Annotated in this window: 20 protein-coding genes; 11 read left to right on the top strand and 9 right to left on the bottom strand. The window is 68.2% G+C overall.

The annotated features are described in order from the left end of the window. Nucleotides 1-19: 19 nt before the first annotated feature. The 5 genes from IG196_RS09135 to IG196_RS09115 form a co-directional block, all read right to left on the bottom strand. Nucleotides 20-994, bottom strand: a complete 975-nt coding sequence (locus IG196_RS09135; protein ID WP_192195887.1) for a tripartite tricarboxylate transporter substrate binding protein — start codon at nt 992-994, stop codon at nt 20-22. Between the two features lie 37 nt (nt 995-1,031). Further along, complete coding sequence (locus IG196_RS09130) at nt 1,032-2,495, bottom strand: aldehyde dehydrogenase family protein (RefSeq protein ID WP_192196963.1); 1,464 nt, start codon at nt 2,493-2,495, stop codon at nt 1,032-1,034. Between the two features lie 92 nt (nt 2,496-2,587). Next, nucleotides 2,588-3,595, bottom strand: coding sequence for a hydroxyquinol 1,2-dioxygenase (locus IG196_RS09125; protein ID WP_192195886.1), 1,008 nt, complete (start codon nt 3,593-3,595; stop codon nt 2,588-2,590). Nucleotides 3,596-3,621: 26 nt separating this feature from the next. Beyond that, nucleotides 3,622-4,131 carry a hydroxyquinol 1,2-dioxygenase gene (locus tag IG196_RS09120; RefSeq protein WP_192195885.1) on the bottom strand — a complete coding sequence of 170 codons (510 nt, stop codon included), beginning with the start codon at nt 4,129-4,131 and terminating at the stop codon, nt 3,622-3,624. Between the two features lie 156 nt (nt 4,132-4,287). Next, nucleotides 4,288-5,238, bottom strand: coding sequence for a LysR family transcriptional regulator (locus IG196_RS09115; RefSeq protein ID WP_192195884.1), 951 nt, complete (start codon nt 5,236-5,238; stop codon nt 4,288-4,290). A gap of 204 nt (nt 5,239-5,442) precedes the next feature. On the opposite strand from IG196_RS09115, the gene IG196_RS09110 reads away from it, so the two are divergent. Genes IG196_RS09110 through IG196_RS09100 form a run of 3 tightly spaced genes read left to right on the top strand, consistent with a single transcriptional unit; the run spans nt 5,443 to nt 6,127 of the window. Further along, a complete protein-coding gene (locus tag IG196_RS09110) occupies nt 5,443-5,610 on the top strand; it encodes a hypothetical protein (protein WP_180839010.1) in 168 nt (55 codons plus the stop codon). 9 nt (nt 5,611-5,619) lie between these two features. Beyond that, nucleotides 5,620-5,865 carry a hypothetical protein gene (locus IG196_RS09105; protein ID WP_192195883.1) on the top strand — a complete coding sequence of 82 codons (246 nt, stop codon included), beginning with the start codon at nt 5,620-5,622 and terminating at the stop codon, nt 5,863-5,865. A gap of 10 nt (nt 5,866-5,875) precedes the next feature. After that, nucleotides 5,876-6,127 (top strand): general secretion pathway protein GspL, encoded by a 252-nt coding sequence (locus IG196_RS09100; protein ID WP_192195882.1) that lies wholly within the window; start codon nt 5,876-5,878, stop codon nt 6,125-6,127. A 12-nt stretch (nt 6,128-6,139) separates the two neighbouring features. On the opposite strand, the gene IG196_RS09095 is transcribed toward IG196_RS09100, so the two are convergent. The 3 genes from IG196_RS09095 to IG196_RS09085 are packed head-to-tail and all read right to left on the bottom strand — an operon-like array spanning nt 6,140 to nt 9,751. After that, complete coding sequence (locus tag IG196_RS09095; protein ID WP_192195881.1) at nt 6,140-7,900, bottom strand: cytochrome c biogenesis protein DipZ; 1,761 nt, start codon at nt 7,898-7,900, stop codon at nt 6,140-6,142. Between the two features lie 24 nt (nt 7,901-7,924). After that, a complete protein-coding gene (locus tag IG196_RS09090; protein ID WP_192195880.1) occupies nt 7,925-9,283 on the bottom strand; it encodes an ATP-binding protein in 1,359 nt (452 codons plus the stop codon). A 48-nt stretch (nt 9,284-9,331) separates the two neighbouring features. Beyond that, complete coding sequence (locus IG196_RS09085; protein WP_192195879.1) at nt 9,332-9,751, bottom strand: organic hydroperoxide resistance protein; 420 nt, start codon at nt 9,749-9,751, stop codon at nt 9,332-9,334. Between the two features lie 193 nt (nt 9,752-9,944). Between IG196_RS09085 and IG196_RS09080 the strand changes: the two genes are divergently transcribed. Then, nucleotides 9,945-10,685 carry a response regulator gene (locus IG196_RS09080; RefSeq protein ID WP_192195878.1) on the top strand — a complete coding sequence of 247 codons (741 nt, stop codon included), beginning with the start codon at nt 9,945-9,947 and terminating at the stop codon, nt 10,683-10,685. 370 nt (nt 10,686-11,055) lie between these two features. Beyond that, nucleotides 11,056-12,078, top strand: a complete 1,023-nt coding sequence (locus tag IG196_RS09075) for an alpha/beta fold hydrolase (RefSeq protein ID WP_192195877.1) — start codon at nt 11,056-11,058, stop codon at nt 12,076-12,078. Between the two features lie 14 nt (nt 12,079-12,092). Here the strand turns inward: IG196_RS09075 and IG196_RS09070 are convergent, their stop codons facing one another. Further along, nucleotides 12,093-13,025, bottom strand: coding sequence for a formate dehydrogenase accessory sulfurtransferase FdhD (locus IG196_RS09070; protein ID WP_192195876.1), 933 nt, complete (start codon nt 13,023-13,025; stop codon nt 12,093-12,095). Nucleotides 13,026-13,131: 106 nt separating this feature from the next. On the opposite strand from IG196_RS09070, the gene IG196_RS09065 reads away from it, so the two are divergent. The 6 genes from IG196_RS09065 (at nt 13,132) to IG196_RS09040 (ending at nt 20,317) form a co-directional block, all read left to right on the top strand. Then, on the top strand, nt 13,132-13,722 hold the full coding sequence (locus tag IG196_RS09065; RefSeq protein WP_192195875.1) for a DUF3305 domain-containing protein: 591 nt from the start codon (nt 13,132-13,134) through the stop codon (nt 13,720-13,722). After that, entirely contained in the window at nt 13,715-14,341 is a 627-nt protein-coding gene (locus tag IG196_RS09060) for a DUF3306 domain-containing protein (RefSeq protein WP_192195874.1), read from the top strand. Before IG196_RS09065 ends, IG196_RS09060 begins: the two co-directional genes overlap by 8 nt. Then, on the top strand, nt 14,301-16,379 hold the full coding sequence (locus tag IG196_RS09055; protein ID WP_192196962.1) for a 4Fe-4S dicluster domain-containing protein: 2,079 nt from the start codon (nt 14,301-14,303) through the stop codon (nt 16,377-16,379). Before IG196_RS09060 ends, IG196_RS09055 begins: the two co-directional genes overlap by 41 nt. Next, the gene (locus IG196_RS09050; RefSeq protein WP_192195873.1) at nt 16,376-16,993 is read left to right on the top strand and encodes a molecular chaperone; all 618 of its coding nucleotides are present in this window, start codon (nt 16,376-16,378) and stop codon (nt 16,991-16,993) included. Before IG196_RS09055 ends, IG196_RS09050 begins: the two co-directional genes overlap by 4 nt. 114 nt (nt 16,994-17,107) lie before the next feature. Then, complete coding sequence (locus IG196_RS09045; protein ID WP_070059792.1) at nt 17,108-17,332, top strand: formate dehydrogenase; 225 nt, start codon at nt 17,108-17,110, stop codon at nt 17,330-17,332. 9 nt (nt 17,333-17,341) lie between these two features. Further along, complete coding sequence (locus IG196_RS09040) at nt 17,342-20,317, top strand: formate dehydrogenase subunit alpha (RefSeq protein ID WP_101492009.1); 2,976 nt, start codon at nt 17,342-17,344, stop codon at nt 20,315-20,317.

Here is a 20,317-nt window from a genome sequence, read left to right as displayed (position 1 = left end):
GCGTGCTTTCGCTTTCCGGCTACTCGAGGCTCAGGCGGCGCTCGCGCACCAGCCGGGTCCACTTGTCCTGCTCGGTGCGCAGCACGGCGGCGAACTGCTCGGGCGTGTTAGCGATGCCCGTCAGGCCCTGTTCGCGCAGCCGCTGCTGGAAGGCGGGCTCGGTCACGATCTTGCGCACCTCGGCCTGCAGCCGGTCGACCACGGCGCGCGGCGTGCCGGCCGGGGCCAGCAGGCCGACCCAGGAGTTCACCTCGAAGCCGGAGTAGCCGCTCTCGGCCACGGTCGGCACGTCGGCATAGGCGGGCACGCGCTGCGCGCCCGTCTGTGCCAGGGCGCGCAGCCGGCCCGCGTTGACATGCGGCTGGGCCAGCACGGCGGAGAGGAACATCATCTCGACCTGTCCACCCAGCAGGTCCTGCTGGGCCGGGCCACCGCCGCGGTAAGGGATGTGCGTGACGAAGGTGCCGCTCACGGCCTTGAAGTACTCGGCCGTGAGGTGGTTGCTCGATCCCGGTCCGACGCTGGCGTAGTTGAGGCGCCCCGGCTGCGCCTTGAGCTGGCCGACGAAGCGCACGAAGTCCTTGGCCTCGACCTTCGGATTGACCACCAGCACCAGCGGGTTGCTCGCGACCTGTGTCACGGGCTGCAGGTCTTTCGCGATGTCGAAGCTCAGCTTCGGATAGACCAGCGGGTAGGTCGCGTAGCTGTCGAACACCATCAGCAGCGTGTGGCCGTCGGGCGCCGCGCGGGCCACCTCGGCGCCTGCCAGCGTGCCGCCGGCGCCGCTGCGGTTGTCGACGATCACCGTCTGGCCGAGCGCGGCCTGCAGGCGCGGCTGCAACTGCCGCGCGACGGTGTCGACGATGCCGCCCGGCGGAAAGCCGACGACCAGTCGCACGGGCTTGGAAGGCCAGGCCGGCGTCTGCGCTTGTGCAGCCATTCCGAACAGCAAGGTGCAGGCGACCAGGGCCCGGGAAAGGATCGAGAAGGACATCGTGTGCGCCCGTGGGTTGAGGAAGAACAGGAAAGCGTCAGCGCACGAAGTGCGGCGGAATCTGCGCGTCGACGTTGACCCACACGCTCTTGACCTGCGTGTACTCGCGCATCGCGTCGAAGCCCATCTCGCGGCCGTAGCCGCTCTGGCCCACGCCGCCGAAGGGCGAGCCGGGGTTCACGCGCTTGTAGCTGTTGATCCAGACCATGCCGGCGTGCAGGTCGCGCGCCACCTTGTGGGCGCGCTGCAGGTTGTTGGTCCACAGGCCGCTGCCCAGGCCGTAGTCGGTGCCGTTGGCGATCTGCATCGCTTCTTCGTCGCTCTTGAAGGTGAGCACGGTGACGAAGGGGCCGAACACTTCTTCCTGCGCCACGCGGTCCTGGTATGACTTCGCACGCACCACGGTCGGCTCGACGTAGCAGCCTTGTGCCAGATCGCCGCCGGGCGAGGTACCACCGGCCAGCACCTCGCCGCCCTGCGCCTTCGCCACCTCGACATAGCTCAGCACGCGGTCGCGGTGCTGGGCGCTGGTGAGCGGGCCCATCTCGGTGTTCTCGTCGAGCGGATTGCCCAGGCGGATGGACTGCGCGAGCGGAATGAACTGTTCGAGGAAGGCGTCGGCGATCTTCTCGTGCAGCATCAGGCGCGAACCCGCGATGCAGGCCTGCCCCTGGTTGTGGAAGATGGCCCAGGCGCTGCCGTTCACGGCGGCCCGCAGGTTCGCGTCCTCGAACACGATGTTGGGGCCCTTGCCGCCGAGCTCGAGCTGCACCTTCTTCAGGTTGCCCGCGCTGGCCTGCACGATGCGCCGGCCGGTGGCGGTGCTGCCGGTGAAAGCGATCTTCGCGATCTCGGGATGCTCCGCGATGTACTGGCCCGCCACGCTGCCCAGGCCCGGCAGCATGTTGACCACGCCGGGCGGCACGCCGGCCTCGGCCATCAGCTCGGCGATGCGCAGCGACGTGAGCGGCGTGATCTCGGCCGGCTTCATCACGATGCAGTTGCCGGCCGCGAGCGCGGGCGCCATCTTCCAGCTCGTGAACATGAGCGGAAAGTTCCACGGCACGATCTGCCCGACGATGCCGACGGGCTCGCGCAGGGTGTAGTTGAGAAAGCCCTCTTCCACCGGAATGGTTTCGCCCTGGAACTTGTCGGCCATGCCGCCGAAGTAGCGGAAGCACGCGGCGGTGCGCGGCACGTCGAGCCGGCGCGAATCGCGGATCGGGTGGCCGGTGTCGAGCGATTCGAGCCGCGCGAGTTCTTCGCCGTTGGCCTCGATGAGGTCGGCCAGCTTCAGCAGGATGCGGCCACGGTCGGCGGCGGCCATGCGGCTCCACTTGGGGAACGCGCGCTTCGCGGCGGCCACGGCCTTGTCGACGTCGGCCTTGCCGGCCAGCGCGACCTGGGCGATGGGCGTGTTGTCGTGCGGGTTCAGCGTGGCGAGCGTCTCACCGGATTCGGCATCGACAAAACGGCCGTCGATGAAAAGCTGGTGGCGGATGGAAAGAGCAGGCATGGGTTCTCCTCGCCCTCCCGCGCGGGGAGGGTTGGATGGATGGGTGGCGGAGGGAAAAAAGGAGGCGGGCCGGCCGGTCAGAACTCGACCGGAATTTCGGGCGACTCGCCCTTCTGGATCTCGAAGACCAGGCTCGGCGAGCCGTTCTCCCACACCAGCAGCATCGAGCGCTTGGGGCTGAAGCCCTGGTGGCGGCAGTAGGCGGGCATGGCGGCCATGTCGCCGGCCTTCATGATCACGCGGGCCATGGGCTTGCCGGTGTTCTTGTCGCCGCAGTCCCAGTGGATCTCGTCGGTCATCTGGAAGAACCACTCGACGCGGTCGTTGCCATGGATGATCGGCAGGATGTGCTCTTCGGTCGTCGGGCACATGTAGCTGTGCTTCACCACCGAGGTGAAGCTCGGGTTCCACGTCACCTGCGAACGGCTCAGGAAGCCGAAGAGGTTGAAGGCGTGCACCTCGTTCTCGAAGCCGGGCTCGGGGTGCAGCTCGGGCTGGGCCTGCGGCACGTCGGCAAAAGCACGGTTGATCGGCGCGCCGCGTTCGTCGCTGCGCAGGTCGAGGTCGCCCTTCAGGCCCACGCAGCGCTTGGCCAGCTCGCGCGCCCGGGTGATCTTGGCGGTGTTGTTGCCGCTCTTGCGGCCGTAGGCCGAGCCGGTTTCCTGCGGCGCGGCGAAAGGGTCGAAGCTCTCGTTGGTCCAGTCGTCGAGCATGGCCTCGAAGGTGGCGCGGATCTGCGCGGTGGGGAAGTTCTCGAGCAGGTCGATGCCCGCGTCCTTCATGGTGCCGTTGAAGCTGCCGGCGTACAGGTCGACCGAGTCGTAGTGGTTGATGGTGCCAAAAACGTTGTCGAAGTTGACCCAGCCGTAGAAGAAGCCCCAGGCCACGTCGCGCATCAGCGCACGCAGGTAGCTGCCGGCGTCCATGGTGTGGCTCATGGGACGGCCGTCACGGGTCTTCCAGGTGATGTGGGCAAAGTACTCGTCGCGGCGGAAGCCGAAGCTGCCGAGCGAAAAATCCTTGTAGCCGAGCGTGGCGTGGGGCTGCGATGCGAGGACCTTGGCGAGTTCTGCGGGTGCGTTCATGGTGTGGCTCCTGGATTCGGGTGCGTTCAGTGCGTCTGGCAGATGTCGGCCCACTTCTCTACGGAGAGGTCGCCTTTGCAGGTCTGCAGCACGATCACGCCGGGGTCGCCGGCCACGCGGAACTGGTAGGCGGTGTTCTTCGGCAGCAGGCCCTGGTGGCCGCGCGAGAGCTTCATCCAGCCCATCTTCTTGCCCTGGGGTTCGCCCTTCACGCGCACGGCGCCGTTCTTCTCGGTGTCGGCCACGGTCTGGGCCGCATCGAGCTGCACGAGGTGCACTTCGACCTCGCCGTCCATCACCAGCGCGAACTCGTCGTGCGCGCTCGTGTACCAGGGCGAGGTGCCTTCGGCGCGCAGCGTTTCCAGCACATAGATCTGGTTCTGGCCGAACACGACCTTCTCGTACGGTGCGCTGATGCTGGCGATCTCGAAGCAGTTGGAGAACGCGTAGTGGCGCACGTCGTCGTCGATGGGCTCGACGTGGCCTTTCTCGAAATGCTTGAGGGACCCGAAGCGGGTCTGGTATGCGACGGTCATGGTGTCTCCTGAGGTGCCGGACGATGCAGCGTGGCGGCTGCGATGTCTGCACTGTAGGAAACGAAGGGCCACAGCGGTAGGCCCGAAACGCGGGCCGCATTGTTCGGCAAATCCGTTCAATGCACAGGGTTTACCCCGGAACGGACGGCGTTCGCGTCAGGCGTCCGAGATCAGGCCCGGCGGCAGCAGGCCCCGTTCGATCATGGCCGCGTCCCACGGCGGCACCTTCGAGAACGCCTGGGTCAGGTGCTCGATGAAGAGCCGCAACTTGAACGCATTGCGCGAGGTGCCCGCGTACACCGCGCTGAGCGAGAACGACGACAGCTGGTGCGCCGGCAGCACCACTTCCAGGTCGCCGCGCAGGATCGCCTCGCCGGCCACCAGCGTCGGCAGGCAGACGATGCCGGCGTGCTCCATGGCGTATTCGCGCAGCAGGTGGACGCTGTTGGTGAGCAGCGCGGCGCTCATGTACAGCGTGACCTGTTCACCCGCATGATGAAAGGTCCAGCGGTCGCGCGTGGGGTAGCCCGAGTACAGGCCGAGCGTGTGCTTGTGCAGCTCGCGCGGGCTCGCGGGCCGGCCGTGCGCGGCCAGGTACTCGGGGGTGGCGCAGAACACGCGGCGCACCGGGAACAGCGGGCGCGACACCAGCTCGGTCGACGCCGCCGGAAAAATCTGCAGCGCACAGTCGACGCCCGCCTTCACCGGATCGACCACCGCGTCGCTCACGATGAGCTCGAGGTGGATGTCCGGAAAGCTCACCTGGAAGGCCCGCAGCAGCGTCGCGAAATGCCCCAGCACGAAGCCGGTGAGCGCATGCACGCGCAGCGTGCCGGTGGGCCCGTCCTTGGCGTCGCGCATCTGGTCCATGATGTTGTTGGCCCGGCCGACCAGCTCGACGCAGTCGCGCAGGAAGGCCTGCCCCACGTCGCTGAGCCGGACCACGCGCGTGCTGCGGTGGAACAGCGGCGCGCCGACATGGTCTTCGAGCTGCTTCACGCGGCTGGTCACCACCGACTTCGACACCCGCATCTGACGCGCGGCCTCGGCAAAGCTCTGGGTCTGTGCGACCCGCACGAAGGTCTCTATGTTCTCGAGGCGGTCCATGGGGCATGCAATGTAGCGGTTCTTCGGCGGCGACCGGTCGGTCGCACAGGTGTGAAGTACTGCGCAATCCCGCACGGAGATTGACCGCACCCCCTTCAATTCGCTCACAAATGTGAGCATTTCCCTGTGGGATTGTTAATGAGACAACTATTGTCCAGCCCTCAAGCACCCTAGGTGCACAAGAAATCAAAGCAGGGAGTTCCCATGACCCAATCCACCAAATCCACGATCACCGTGATGCTCGCGCTGGCGGCATCCGTTCTCATGAGCGCCTGTGTGCACCACCACGCGCCGCCGCGTGCAGAGCCCGCACCCGCGCACAAGGGCGGCAACTTCTGCCCGCCGGGCCAGGCCAAGAAGGGCAACTGCTGATCGCCCGCGATGCTGAACCCGTTTCTGCGTGACATGACGCCCGACGAACTGCCGGCCGGCACCTCGCGGCCGACCTACATCGCGCTGCTGCCCGTGCTGGCCTACGTGCTCGTGGCCATCACGTTCCTGAGCATGTCGGTGGTCGTGCCGAGCTTGGTGGTGGCCTGCCTGTTCGCGACCGCGGCGGCCATGTCGCTCGGCGCGGGCGTGGTGCTCGGCATGAGCCTCTGGATCTTTCCGCAGCTGTCGCGCTGAGGGTCAAGACATGAGCACGTCCAACGCTTCCGTCTTCCGCGTCCAGAGTTGGCGCACGACCTTGCTCGCTGCATCCGTGGTGCTGCTGGTCGTGATGGCGCTGCTCATGAAGTGGCTCGTCGAGCTGCAGGTGGAAACCGCGCAGGAACGCCAGCTGCGCGAAGCCGTTGCACGCGAGGCGGACGCGCGCTGCTTTGCGCTGCCCACGCGACTGGAAGTCGACACCTGCCGGGCCGTCAACGCAGCGCGCGTTGCGCCCTGACGTCAGCCGCCCTCACCCGAAGGTGAACGCGTAGGCCTGCGCGCCGGCGTCGAGAAACTCGATCTCGAACAGCCGCTCCCTGCCACCGCCCGCTGATTGGCGCACCAGCTGGTACAGCTTCTGCGCATCGACCACGCCGTGGCCCTGGGCATCGGTGTCCGCGCCGTGGTCCGCCAGCGGCGGCTGGCCGTCGACCCGCACCGTGAAACGCACCGGCTTGCCGTCGGCCATCGGCCCCAGCACCAGGTGCAGGTCGCGCGCCTTGAAGCGGTAGGCGATGCGGCCGTCGGCACGGTTCAGCACGGCACGCTCGGCCTCCACAGTCCAGTCGCCGCCCAACGCCCACTGGTTGGTGCGCAGCGATGAAGCCGCGGGCTCGTAGGCCTTCGCACGGTCGCGCGCGATGCCGCCGGGCGACGCAAAGCCGTGCGCACGGGCATGGCCCAGGTAGGTTTCGCCGGACTGCGCCGGCTCGGCGGCGGGCGCGGCCTGGGTGCCCTGCCCCAGCGGCGCCACCAATCCAGCGGCCACTTGGGCCTGCCCGGCCTCGGCCAGCAGTTGCTGGATGACCTGCTCGGCCTTGTCGTAGCGGTTCTCACCGAACTGGTGATGGCGGATGCGCCCCTGCGCATCGACGAAGTAGAACGCCGGCCAGGCCTGGTTGTCGAAGCCACGCCAGATGGCGAAGTCGTTGTCCAGCGCCACCGGGAACCCGATGCCCAGGTCCTTCACGGCCTTGCGCACGTTGGCCGGGTTTTTTTCGAACGCGAACTCCGGCGCATGCACGCCGAGGACGACCAGGCCCGCGTCCTTGTACTTGTCGGCCCACGCGCGCACGTAGGGCAGCGTGCGCAGGCAGTTGATGCACGAGTAGGTCCAGAAGTCGATCAGCACCACCTTGCCGCGCAAGGCCTCGGGCGTGAGCGGCGGCGAGTTGATCCATTCGGTCGCACCAGCCAGCGACGGCAGGCGGCCTTCGACGCGGAGGTTGTGCGCGGGCACCGGGGCCGGACGGGGGTCCGAGACGCGCAGGAAGCCGGCGTCTGCGCGTTGCGCCTGCGGCGTGTCTTTGCGGAGCGAGTCCACTAGCGCCTGCTCCAGTGCCGACGTCGTGCCCAGCGACAGGCGCGCGAGCAATCCAGTGTCCAGCCCCAGCGCGATGGCGCCCACGCCCGCCAGCACCGCCGCGCCGGCGATGCGCCGCACCCCTTCGCCGGTCGGCAACGTGCGCTTCAGCGCCGCGAGCAACCGGCCACCCGACAGCAGCGCCGCCGCGAGCGACGTGCACGCGCCGGCGGCATAGGCGAGCAGCAGCAGCGAGGTGCCGACGCTCGCACCGTTGAGCGCCGCGCCCGTCAGGATCAGCCCGAGGATCGGCCCCGCGCACGGCGCCCAGAGCAGGCCCGTGCCCACGCCCAGCCACAGCGGTGAAAACGCCGAGCCCTGCGCGTCGGACATGCGCAAGCCCAGCGCCACGAGCGGCCGGCTCAGGCGATCGGCCACGCGCGGGAACAGCAGCGTCGCACCGAACAGCGCAAGCATTGCCATGGCCGCATAGCGCCCGTATTCGTTGAGCGTGACGATCCAGCCGCCGCCCACCGCGGCCAGCGTGGCGACCCCGGCAAAGGCCAGCGCCATGCCCGCGAGCATCGGCAGGCCGTGCGAGCGGAACGGCCGGTCGGCGCGCGCGAACACGAAGGGCAGCACCGGCAGGATGCAGGGGCTCAGGATCGTGAGCACCCCGCCCAGGTAGGCGATGAAGAGGATGAGCATGGTGTGAAAGGTGTTGGATTGGCTTCAGCGAGCGGGCGCGGCGGCCAACGCCAGCCGCGCCTCGAGCCCGCCTTCGGCGCGGTTGTGCAGCGTGAGTTCGGCGCCCATGGCCATGGCCAGCTGGTGCGCGATGGCCAGGCCCAGGCCGGTGCCGCCGGTGCTGCGGTTGCGCGAACTTTCGACGCGGTAGAAGGGCTTGAGCACTGCGTCGAGCTCGTCGGGGGGAATGCCCGGGCCGTTGTCGAGCACGCTCACCACGAGGCGGCCATCTCTGGTTTGCACACGAAGCGTCACGTCGGTGCCGAACTTCAGCGCGTTGTCGATCAGGTTCATGAGGATGCGGCGCAGCGCATTCGGGCGGCTCACGATCGGCGCGCCGGCCCGGCCGTCGAGCCGCACCTGCTGGCCCACGTCTTCGTAGTCGGCCACCATGCTTTCGAACAGCGCATCGGCGTCGATGCGCAGCGGCGGCTCGGTGGCGCCGTGGAGCGTGCGCGCATAGGTCACGCCTTCGCGCACCAGCGCGTTCATCGCGTCCAGGTCCTGGCGGAATTTCTCGCGGTCGTGCGTGTCGTCCATCAGGTCGGTGCGCAGGCGCATCCGCGTGATGGGCGTCTGCAGGTCGTGCGAAATGGCCGCCAGGATCTCGACGCGCTCCGACATGTAGCCCGCGATGCGCTGCTGCATGGCATTGAAGGCGCGCGCCGCGTGCGCCACTTCGGTGGGGCCCTCTTCCGCCAGCGTGCGGCTCTTCAGGTCGGGGCCGAGCTGGTCGGCCGCGGCGGACAGCTGCGCGAGCGGCCGTGTCACCAGCCGCACCGCGACCCAGGCGCACACGGCCAGCACCAGCAGTTGCCCCACCAGCAGCCACATCACCCAGCCCGACACCGGCATGCCCACGCGCATGGCATGCACGACCACGGACGACCCGTCGCCCAGCCGCACCTCGATCTGCAGGCCCTCGGGCGGCCAGGCCACCTCGCCGACCTTGACGACGGGGAACGGGCGCATCGCATCGACGATGGCCACGGCAAACTGCCGCGAAGCCTCCGAGGCGGGCGCGTCGCCCTGTGCAGTGCCGCCCAGCACGAAGCGGTAGTTGCGCCGCTCGAGCTTGTCGAGCCAGCCGGCGCGCTCCGCCGCAGGGAGCCGGTCGAGGATGGCGACCGAGCTCGCGATGTCGCGCTCGATGCCGATCATCATCAGCTCGCGAAGCGCCATGTTCCGCTCGTAGCGGATCGCCGCGAAGGTGAGCAGCTGCGCGATCGCCAGGCCCACCACGATGATCAGCGTCACGCGGGCATACAGCGAGCCGGGCAGCAGCCGGCGCCAGCGCGGCGCGGTACCGGATGAGTTCGCAACGGGACTCGCGGGAGTGGACATGAACACCTTCGTCGGTAGGCGGCGTGGCGATGCGTCAGCGCAGCGGGCTCACACCAGGTGGATGGCAACGTCGATGTTGCCTCGGGTCGCCTTGGAATAGGGGCAGGTCTGGTGCGCGGCCTCCGTGAGGGCCTGCGCCACCTCGCGGTCCAGGCCCGGCAGGCTCACGTTCAGGCGTGCCTGCAAAAAGTACTCGCCGCCCGCCGTGCCCAGGTCGACCTCGGCATCGACGGTCAGGTCGGGCGGCAGTGCGACCTTCATCTTGCCGGCCGCCTTGCCCATCGCGCCGATGAAGCAGGCCGACCAGCCGGCGGCGAACAGCTGCTCGGGGTTGGTGCCGGTGCCGGCGCTGCCGGGCGACGAGAGCTTGATGTCCAGGCGGCCGTCCGAGCTGCGCGCCTCGCCGTCGCGACCTCCCGAAGAGGTGCGGGTCTTGCCGGTGTAGAGGACTTTGTCGATGCGGGTCATGGGGGTTCCTTGGGTGCAGGGTGGTGGAGAAACGGACGGATTGTTGGGCCGCCCTCCCCCTGCCGGATCGCCTTCTGTATGCCTGTGTATCTGCGCCGGAAACCCACACACTACGTTTCAACAGCCGCTGCCGGCGCGCCGCCGGAACGCTACATTGCGGCTGCGGCGCCGTGCCGCCACTGTCCATCCCGCCATGACGCCCAAGACCTCCGACCACATCCTCATCGTCGACGACGACCGGGACATCCGCGAACTGCTCACCACCTACCTGGTGAAGAACGGCTTGCGCGTGGTCGCGGTGCCCACCGGGCGCCACATGCGCGCTGCGCTCGAGGCGTCGGGGCCCTTCGACCTGATCATCCTGGACCTGATGCTGCCCGGCGAAGACGGGCTCACGCTGTGCCGCGACCTGCGCACCGGCAAGTACAAGGCCACGCCCATCCTCATGCTCACCGCGCGCAGCGAGGAAGCCGACCGCATCCTGGGCCTGGAGATGGGCGCCGACGACTACCTGGCCAAGCCCTTTTCCGCGCGCGAGCTGCTGGCTCGCATCCGCGCCGTGATGCGGCGCACGCGCATGCTGCCGCCGAACATGGGCGCCGTCGAGCCCTCGCAGAAGCTGGGGTTCGGCGAGTGGCAGGTCGACACAGTCGCGCGCCACCTGATCGACGACGCGGGCGTGATGGTGGCGCTGAGCGGCGCCGAGTACCGGCTGCTGCGCGTGTTCCTCGACCACCCGCAGAAGGTGCTCAGCCGCGACCAGCTGCTCAGCCTGACCCAAGGCCGCGAAGCCGAGCTTTTCGAGCGCTCCATCGACCTGCTCGTGAGCCGGCTGCGCCAGCGCCTGCGCGACGATGCGCGCGAGCCCCGCTACATCAAGACCGTGCGCAGCGAAGGCTACGTGCTCGCTTCGGCGGTCGAAGCGAGAGACTGACCGACGCCACGCTCTGGCACTGGGTCGGGTGGCGCAGCTCGTGCGCGAACCCGCCTGCAAAGAACAGCAGTGCGAACCAGAGCTTCTTGAATCCGCGGGAGCGCGTCATGGGGATGTCCTTCGGGCGATGAGTGGATGACGGGCGGATTGTTGGCCGCCTGCTCCCCGCACAACGGGCATTGCGTATGCCTGTGTATCTCCACCTGAAATCGACACACCACGTTGCGTTGAGGCGGCCTCGCGCGCGCCTGCGATTGAAATTTAGTGTGGCCGAAACCGGCGCAGATACAGAGGCATACAGATGCCGGTCAGCAGGCGGACTTCGCGCCGAACAATCGCGCCGTCATCCTCTTCGAACCCAGGAATTTCCATGACTACATCCCCCTTTCTGCTGCGCCGTTCGTTCCTCGGCAAGGCCGCACTCGGCCTCGCCGCCACGCAGCTCACGTCGATCGTTCCCGCCTTCGCCCAATCCGCCAGCACCGGCAGCACCCGGCGCCTCGAGCCCCTCAAGAGCATCGAAGCCGGCAGCCTGCGCATCGGCTATTACGAAGCCGGCCCGGCCGACGGCGCGCCGGTGATTCTTCTGCACGGCTGGCCCTACGACATCCACATGTTCGTCGACGTCGCACCGCAGCTTGCCGCCGCGGGCTTTCGCGTCATCGTGCCGTACCTGCGCGGCTACGGCACCACGCGCTTCCTGTCGGCCGACACGCCGCGCAACGGGCAGCAGTCGGCGGTGGCCGTCGACATCGTCGCGCTGATGGATGCGCTGAAGATCCCCGTCGCCACCGTGGCCGGCTGCGACTGGGGCGCGCGCACCGCCTGCATCATGGCCGCGCTGTGGCCCGAGCGCGTGAAGGCGCTGGTGTCGGTCAGCGGCTACCTCATCGGCAGCCAGGAAGCCGGCAAGGCGCCGCTGCCGCCGCAGGCCGAGCTGCAGTGGTGGTACCAGTACTACTTCGCGACCGAGCGCGGCCGCGCGGGCTACGAGAAGAACCGCCACGACTTCGCCAAGCTCATCTGGCAACTCGCCTCGCCGAAGTGGAACTTCGATGCCGCCACCTTCGAGCGCAGCGCCGTGGCCTTCGAGAACCCCGACCACGTGGCGATCACGGTGCACAACTACCGCTGGCGCCTCGGCCTGGCCGAGGGCGAGGCGAAGTACCAGGCGCTGGAGAACCGGCTCGCCCAGGCGCCGGTGATCGGCGTGCCGACGATCACGCTCGAAGGCGACGCCAACGGCGCGCCGCACCCGGAGCCCAGTGCGTATGCGAAGAAGTTCTCGGGGCGTTACGCGCACCGGTTGGTCAGCGGCGGCATCGGCCACAACCTGCCGCAGGAAGCGCCCGAGGCGTTTGCGAAGGCGGTGATCGACGTGGCGCGCGGGTAAGCCGCGCACGCCCCTCAGTCGGCAGTGAGTGCCTGAGGCTGCGCGGTCACCGGCAGCTCGGCGTCGAAGCGCTCGAACCCGCAGTAGCACAGGAAGTGGCGGTTGGCGGCGCGGCCGAACAAGGTCATGCCGAGCTTGCTGGCCAGCTCGTGCCCCATCGCGGTGACGCCGTTGCGCGACACGATGATCGGCACGCCCATGTGGGCCGACTTCATCACCATCTCGCTGGTCAACCGGCCCGTGGTGTAGAAAACCTTGTCGCCGCCGTCGATGCCATGCACGGCCATCCAGCCGGCGATGGAATCGATGGCGTTGTGCCGGCCGACGTCTTCCACGAACACCAGCATCTCGGTGCCGCGGAACAACGCACACCCATGCACCGAGCCCGCATGCCGGTGCACGCTGTGGCGCGATTTCATGAGTTCGAGAATGCGCAGCAGCGTGCCCTGCGCGATGCGCGCCGTCTGCGCGGTCGGCAGCCGCACGGCGCCGATCTGCGCCATCGCATCGCCGAACACGGTGCCTTGTCCGCAGCCCGTGGTCACGACCCGGTGCGCGGTTTTTTCCGTAAGGTTGGTGATGCCCGCGTGCGTCTTCACGGCGGCGGCCTCGACGCTCCAGTCGACGTCGATGCTCTCGACGTCGCTGGCGCGCTGCACCAGGTTCTGGTTGAGCAGGTAGCCCAGCACCAGCAGTTCGGGCGCAGCGCCCAGGGTCATGAGCGTCACGAGTTCGCGCTTGTCGACAAAGACGGTCAACGGCCGCTCCGCCGGGATGTCGATGTCGCGGCGCTCGCCGTGCTGGTCGACGATTTCGATGCGGCGCAGCAGCGGGCCGCGCGCCGGGTTCAGGCGCGGCGCATCGGCGCGCCGGGGCAGCGCCACGGCGTCGAAAGCCAGCGGCTCTTCTTCTGCGCCGTCTGCGTCGTCTTCATCAAGTGGGGCCATGCAGGAATGCTACGCCACCGCGCTGGCGCGGCATGCCCGGGTTTGCGCGTCGGCGATCGAGGGGTACTGCGCGCAGACCCGCGTGCCATCGGCTATGGTTCGGCCAATGCTTTCCTCGGACACCCCTGCGACCGCGCCCACCGGCCGCCCGACGCTCGACGTCGCGGTGGTCATGCGCCGCGAGCGCCTGCATGGCCCGTCGAGCCACTGGCAGCCCTGGCGCTGGACGCTCGACAGCGTGCAGCCCGACGAGCCCGGCTTCGGCACCGAACCGCGCCTGCTGCGCGACGACGGCGGCGAGCAGCAGTGGCTGCACCCCGGCTTCAAGGTCGAGCTGTTCCGCGACGAGGCCGAGGGCTATCACCTCAACGCGATCACGCCGACACCGTGCTGGTTCGTGCTGTGGCGCATGGACGAGGAAGCGACGCTGTCCACGGAACCCATTCCGCGCCCGGTCGTGGTCACGCTGAGCTACTACGAGGCCGGGCGCTGGCTCGATGCGCAGGAAACCGTCGAGCAGGTGCCGGCCCCCGCGGAGGTGGTCGACTGGGTGCGCGCCTTCGTCGACGAGCACTACGTGATCGAGCCCAAGCGCCGCCGGCGGCCCGAGAGTTTCCGGTCGCTGGTCGATCGTTTCGGCAACGCCGCGAGCGTGTCGACCGAGAAAAAGCGCGGACGGGGTGCGGGCGATGTCTGAGGGTTTTCTCGGACGCTGGTCGCGCCGCAAGCAGGAAGTGCGCGCGGCCGAGACGGTCGTGGAAGAGAAAGAGAAGGCGCCGCCGGCAGATGAGCCTGTTCCGGCGCCCGGCCTCGTTGCGGCGCCGGCCGCCCTGCCGCCCGAAGCCGACCCGGACGCCGCGCCGCCGTTGACCCTTGCGGACGTGGACGCGCTGGGCATCGAGTCCGACTACACGCCCTTCCTCACGAAGCAGGTGGCGCCCGAGGTCAAGAACGCGGCCTTCCGCAAGCTCTTTACCGATCCGCATTTCAATGTGATGGACGGCCTCGACACCTACGTCGACGACTACTCCCAGTCCACCCCCGTGCCCGAGAGCGTGCTGCGCCAGATGGCCAGCGCCAAGTTCCTCAAGCTCTTCGACGAAGAGCCCGAAGACGCCGAAGACATTCCCCCTGAAACCCCCGACGCCGCCGAGGCGACGGACGTGGCACAGTCCCAGGATCCCGCAACGCTTCCCAGCCCGCCGGTTGCCCCGATGCAACCCGCCAGCCAAGAAACCGATGACCACCACGCTGATTTGCGACTGCAACCAGACGATGCCGCTCGAGCCGAAGACGCTCGGCGCGGCACTGGCTGAAACCCTTCCGCTGCATTCGTCGCTGTGCCGCCGCGAGGCGACCTCTTTCCAGCGCGCCATCCAGTCCGGCGACGACGTCGTGGTCGCCTGCACCCAGGAAAAACGGCTGTTCGGCGAACTCGCCACGCAGACGCCCAACGCCACCTCGCCGATCCGCTTCATCAACATCCGCGAGACGGGCGGCTGGAGCCGCGACGCCAAAAGCGCGATGCCGAAGATCGCCGCGCTGCTGGCCGCCGCCAGCCTGCCAGAGCCCGACCCCGTCTCGACCGTGACCTACACCAGCCAGGGCCGGCTGCTGATCATCGGACCGCTCGATGCGGCCGAGCGCGCCGCGGCGCTGGTCGGCGACACGCTCGACGTCACCCTGCTCGCGCAGGGCCCCGGCGCCACCGGTGGCGCCCAGGCGCGCCGCTGGCCGGTGATTGCCGGGCGCATCGATTCGCTCCAGGGCTGGCTCGGCGCCTTCACGCTGCGCTGGACGCGCGACAACGCGATCGACCTCGACCTGTGCACCCGCTGCAACGCCTGCGTGGTCGCCTGCCCCGAGCAGGCGATCGGGCTGGACTACCAGATCGACAACGCGCGCTGCACCTCGCACCGCGACTGCGAGCGCGCCTGCAGCGTGGCCGGCGCCATCAACTTCAGCCGCGAGGCCCAGGCGCTCGACGCGGCCTTCGACCTCGTGCTCGACCTCGGCACCGCGCCGCAGATCGACTGGCACGCGCCGCCGCAAGGCTACTTCCACCTGCCCGGCGGCGTCGCGCAGGCCGAGGGCCTGCAGACCTTGCTGCGCCTGCGCGAGCTGGTCGGCGAATTCGAAAAGCCAAAGTTCTTCGACTACAAGCAGAAGCTCTGCGCGCACAGCCGCAACGAGGTGGTCGGCTGCAACGCCTGCGTCGATGTGTGCTCAGCCCATGCCGTGAGCAGCGACCCGCAACGCCAGCGCATCGTGGTCAACCCGAACCTGTGCGTCGGCTGCGGCGCCTGCACCACGGTGTGCCCGACGGGCGCGCTGGGCTACACCTACCCGCGCGCGCCCGACCAGGGCTTGAAGCTGCGCAAGCTGCTCGGCACCTACGCCGCGGCGGGCGGGCGCGATGCCGCGCTGCTGCTGCACAGCCAGGAAGGCGGCCAGGCGCTGCTCGAACAACTCGGGCGCCAGGCGCAGCTCGGCAAGGCCCAGGGCGTGCCGGCGCGCGTGATTCCGGTCGACCTCTTTCATGCGGCCAGCACCGGCATCGACCTGTGGCTCAGCGCGATTTCCTTCGGCGCCTCGCAGGTCGCGGTGCTGTGCACCGGCGAAGAGGCGCCGCAGTACCTCGCGGCGCTCAAGCAGCAGATGAACGTCGCGCAGGCGCTGTTGCTGGGCCTGGGCTACACCGGCACGCACTTTCACGTGATCGAGGCCGACGCGCCCGCCGTTCTGGACGCCGCGCTGGCCGGCTTGCGCACGACCACGCAGCGCGTGCCGGCCGCGGCCGCCCGCTTCGCCGTCGGCGCCGACAAGCGCGACCGGCTCGAGATGACGCTCGACCACCTGATGGGCGCGGCCCCGGCCCTGCAGACGCCTGGCGATGCACCGCTGGCTTTCGCGCTGCCGACCGGATCGCCGCTGGGCGCCATCGCGGTCGACAAGGACAAGTGCACGCTGTGCCTGGCCTGCGTGAGCGCGTGCCCGTCGGGTGCGCTGCTGGACAGCCAGAGCGCGCCGCAGCTGCGCTTCATCGAGAAGAACTGCGTGCAGTGCGGCCTGTGCGAAATCACCTGCCCCGAAGACGCCGTCTCGCTCGTGCCGCGCCTGCTGGCCGCGCCCGAGCGCAAGCAGCACGTGCTGCTGAACGAGGCCAGGCCCTGGGCCTGCATCCGCTGCAGCAAACCCTTCGGCACAGAGAAAGCCATCGAGGCCATGCTCGGCAAGCTGGCCGGGCATGCGATGTTCCAGGGCGAAGCGCTGGAGCGCCTCAAGATGTGCAGCGACTGCCGCGTCATCGACCTGTACAGCGCCACCAACGAAGTGAAGATCGCCCCGCTATGAGCCAGACCTTTCCCGCCACGTCCGCACTCGACGAGGAGGTGGCGCGGGCCGAGCTCTACGGCCTGCTGGCGCGGCTCTGGTACGCCGCGCCCGACGTCGAACTGCTCGAAGCCTTCCAGGTCGCGCCCACCGAGGCGCCGGCCGCGGGCGCTTTTCTGGAAGAACCGTGGCGCCAGCTGGTCGGCATCGCGCGCGACACCAGCGCGACCGCCGCGCACGAGGAATACGACGCGCTCTTCGGCGGCATCGGCAAGCCCGAGGTCCTTCTGTTCGGCTCGCACTACCTGAGCGGTTTTCTCAACGACAAGCCGCTCGTGCAGCTGCGCAACGACCTCGACCGGCTGGGCCTGGCGCGCACCGAGACCACCTACGAAACCGAGGACCACATCGCCTGCCTGTTCGAGGTCATGCGCTACCTGATCGCCGGCGAGGACGTGGCGGTGGCCAACCTCACGCAGCAGCAGGCCCTGTTCTCCAAACACATCCAGCCCTGGCTGCCCGCCTTGTGCGATGCTGTGTTGCAGCATCCGAAGGCGCGGTTCTACGCGGCGCTCGCCGCCTTCACGCGCGCGTTCGGCGACGTCGAGACGCAGGCCTTCGACATGCTGGACTGAAGCGAACGAATGCGAGGGGTATTCAGGTTGCTCACACCTTGTTGCTGGTCTAGTATCCACAAGGCCGACCGGGTTTCCCCTCTCTCGTCGCGCCCAGCCACTCCTGGAGTCAATATGCAGGACAGCCAAAACACCGGCATCAAGCCGGCCTCCCGCCGCGGATTCTTCATCGGTGCCGCCACCGCCGGCGCCGCCGCGGTGGCCGTCACGTCGCTGCCAAACATGGCCGAGACGCCCGTCGCCGCCGTCGCCCCCTCTTTGCCGCCCCCGCCCGAAAACGGCGGCGGCTATTCCCTGAGCGAACACGTCAAGCGCTACTACGCCACCACGTCAGCCTGAGGAGACCCCGTGCTTCTGACCAGAAAATCCCCAGGCACCGCGAGCCAGCGGGCCTCCGACACCTCGCCTTTCGTTCACAGCTTGCGGCGCGGCCTCGCGAACGCCTTGCCGACGATGGACCGCCGCGCCTTCCTGCGGCGCTCCGGCCTCGGCGTCGGGGTGGGCCTGGCGGCCAGCCAGCTCACGCTGATCCAGAAGGCCAAGGCCGCCGACGGCCGGCCCACCGCCATCGGCGCCGGCAAGATCGAAGTGAAGCGCACCGTGTGCTCGCACTGCTCGGTCGGCTGCGCGTCCGACGCGGTGGTCGAGAACGGCGTGTGGGTTCGGCAGGAGCCCGTGTTCGACTCGCCCATCAACCTGGGCGCCCACTGCGCCAAGGGCGCCGCGCTGCGCGAGCACGGCCATGGCGAATACCGCCTGCGCTACCCGATGAAGCTCGTCAACGGCAAGTACGAGCGCATCAGCTGGGACACCGCCCTCGACGAGATCACCGCCAAGCTCAAGGAACTCACCAAGGCCAGCGGGCCCGACGCGATCTACTGGATCGGCTCGAGCAAGCACAGCAACGAGCAGGCCTACCTGCTGCGCAAATTCGTGAGCTTCTTCGGCAGCAACAACTGCGACCACCAGGCGCGCATCTGCCACTCGACCACGGTCGCGGGCGTGGCGAACACATGGGGCTACGGCGCCATGACCAATTCGTACAACGACATGCGCAATTCGAAGATTGCGATGTACATCGGCTCGAACGCGGCCGAGGCGCACCCGGTGAGCATGCTGCACATGCTGCACGCCAAGGAAAACGGCTGCAAGATGATCGTGGTCGACCCACGCTTCACGCGCACCGCGGCCAAGGCCCACGAGTACGTGCGCATCCGCTCGGGCTCGGACATCGCGTTCCTGTTCGGCATCCTGCACCACATCTTCAAGAACGGCTGGGAAGACAAGCGCTACATCAACGACCGCGTCTACGGCATGGAAGAAGTGCGTGCCGACGTCATGAGCAAGTGGACGCCCGACAAGGTCGAAGAGGCCTGCGGCGTGAGCGAAGCGCAGGTGCTGAAGGTCGCGACGATGCTGCACGAGCACCGCCCCGGCACCGTGGTCTGGTGCATGGGCCAGACGCAGCACAGCATCGGCAACGCGATCGTGCGGGCCTCGTGCATCCTGCAGCTGGCGCTGGGCAACGTGGGCAAGTCGGGCGGCGGCACCAACATCTTCCGCGGCCACGACAACGTGCAGGGCGCCACCGACGTCGGCCCCAACCCCGATTCACTGCCGGGCTACTACGGCCTGGTCGAAGGCTCGTGGAAGCACTTCGCCGCCACCTGGGGCGTCGACTTCGAATGGATCAAGGGCCGCTTTGCATCGCCCGCGATGATGAGCAAGCCCGGCATCACGGTGTCGCGCTGGATCGACGGCGTGCTCGAGAAGAACGAGCTCATCGACCAGGACTCGAACCTGCGCGGCGTCTTCTACTGGGGCCATGCGCCCAACTCGCAGACGCGCGGCCTCGAGATGAAGCGGGCCATGGACAAGCTCGACCTGCTCGTCGTGGTCGACCCGTACCCGTCGGCCACGGCCGCCATGGCCGCAATGCCGGGCCGGCCCGAAGACGCCAACGCGAATCGCGCGGTGTACCTGCTGCCCGCGTGCACGCAGTTCGAAACCAGCGGATCGGTCACGGCATCGAACCGGTCGGTCCAATGGCGCGAGAAGGTCATCGAGCCGCTGTGGGAAAGCCGCACCGACCACATGATCATGCAGCAGTTCGCCGACCGTCTGGGCTTCGGCAAGGAGCTCAGCAAGAACTACAAGATGCAGAAGGTCAAGGGCATGGACGAGCCCGTGCCGGAAGACATCCTGCGAGAAATCAACAAGTCGTGCTGGGCCGTCGGCTACTCGGGCCAGAGCCCCGAGCGGCTGCAGGCGCACATGCGCAACATGGCCGCCTTCGACGTGCGCACGCTCAAGGCCAAGGGCTCCGTCAAGGACAAGGTCAACGGCTACGACATCTCGGGCGATTACTTCGGACTGCCCTGGCCCTGCTACGGAACGCCCGAACTCAAGCACCCCGGCTCGCCGAACCTGTACGACCCGTCCAAGCACGTGATGGACGGCGGCGGCAACTTCCGCGCGAACTTCGGCGTGGAGCGCAACGGCAAGAACCTGCTGGCCGAAGACGGTTCCTACTCGAAGGGCGCCGACATCACCACCGGCTACCCCGAACTCGACCACCTGCTGCTCAAGAAGCTCGGCTGGTGGGACGAACTCACCGAGGCCGAGAAGCCCAAGGCCGAAGGCAAGAACTGGAAGACCGACAGCTCGGGCGGCATGATCCGCGTGTTCATGAAGAACCACGGCTGCCACCCCTTCGGCAATGCCAAGGCGCGTGCGGTGGTGTGGAACTTTCCCGATGCGATTCCGCAGCACCGCGAGCCGCTCTACGGCACGCGCCCCGACCTCGTCGCCAAGTACCCGACCCACGACGACAAGATGGCCTTCTGGCGCCTGCCCACGCTCTACAAGACCGTGCAGCAGAAGAACATCGCAGACAAGATCGCCGAAAAATTCCCGTACATCATGACCTCGGGCCGGCTCGTGGAATACGAAGGCGGCGGCGAGGAAACGCGCTCCAACCCCTGGCTGGCCGAGCTGCAGCAAGAGATGTTCATCGAGATCAACCCGAAGGTGGCGGCCGAGAAGAACATCCGCAACGGCGAGCGCGCCTGGGTGCACACGCCCACCGGCGCCAAGCTCAATGTGCAGGCGCTCGTCACCGAGCGCGTCGGGCCCGACACGGTGTTCATGCCCTTCCACTTCTCGGGCCGCTGGCAGGGCGAAGACCTGCTGGCCTACTACCCGAAGGGCGCGGCGCCCATCGTGCGCGGCGAGGCCATCAACACCGGCACCACCTACGGCTACGACAGCGTCACCATGATGCAAGAGACCAAGACCACGGTCTGCAACATCGAGAAAGCATAA

The organism is Variovorax sp. 38R (assembly GCF_014843395.1).
GTDB lineage: Bacteria > Pseudomonadota > Gammaproteobacteria > Burkholderiales > Burkholderiaceae_C > Variovorax > Variovorax paradoxus_H.
This window is presented reverse-complemented; position numbering and strand designations above follow the sequence as displayed.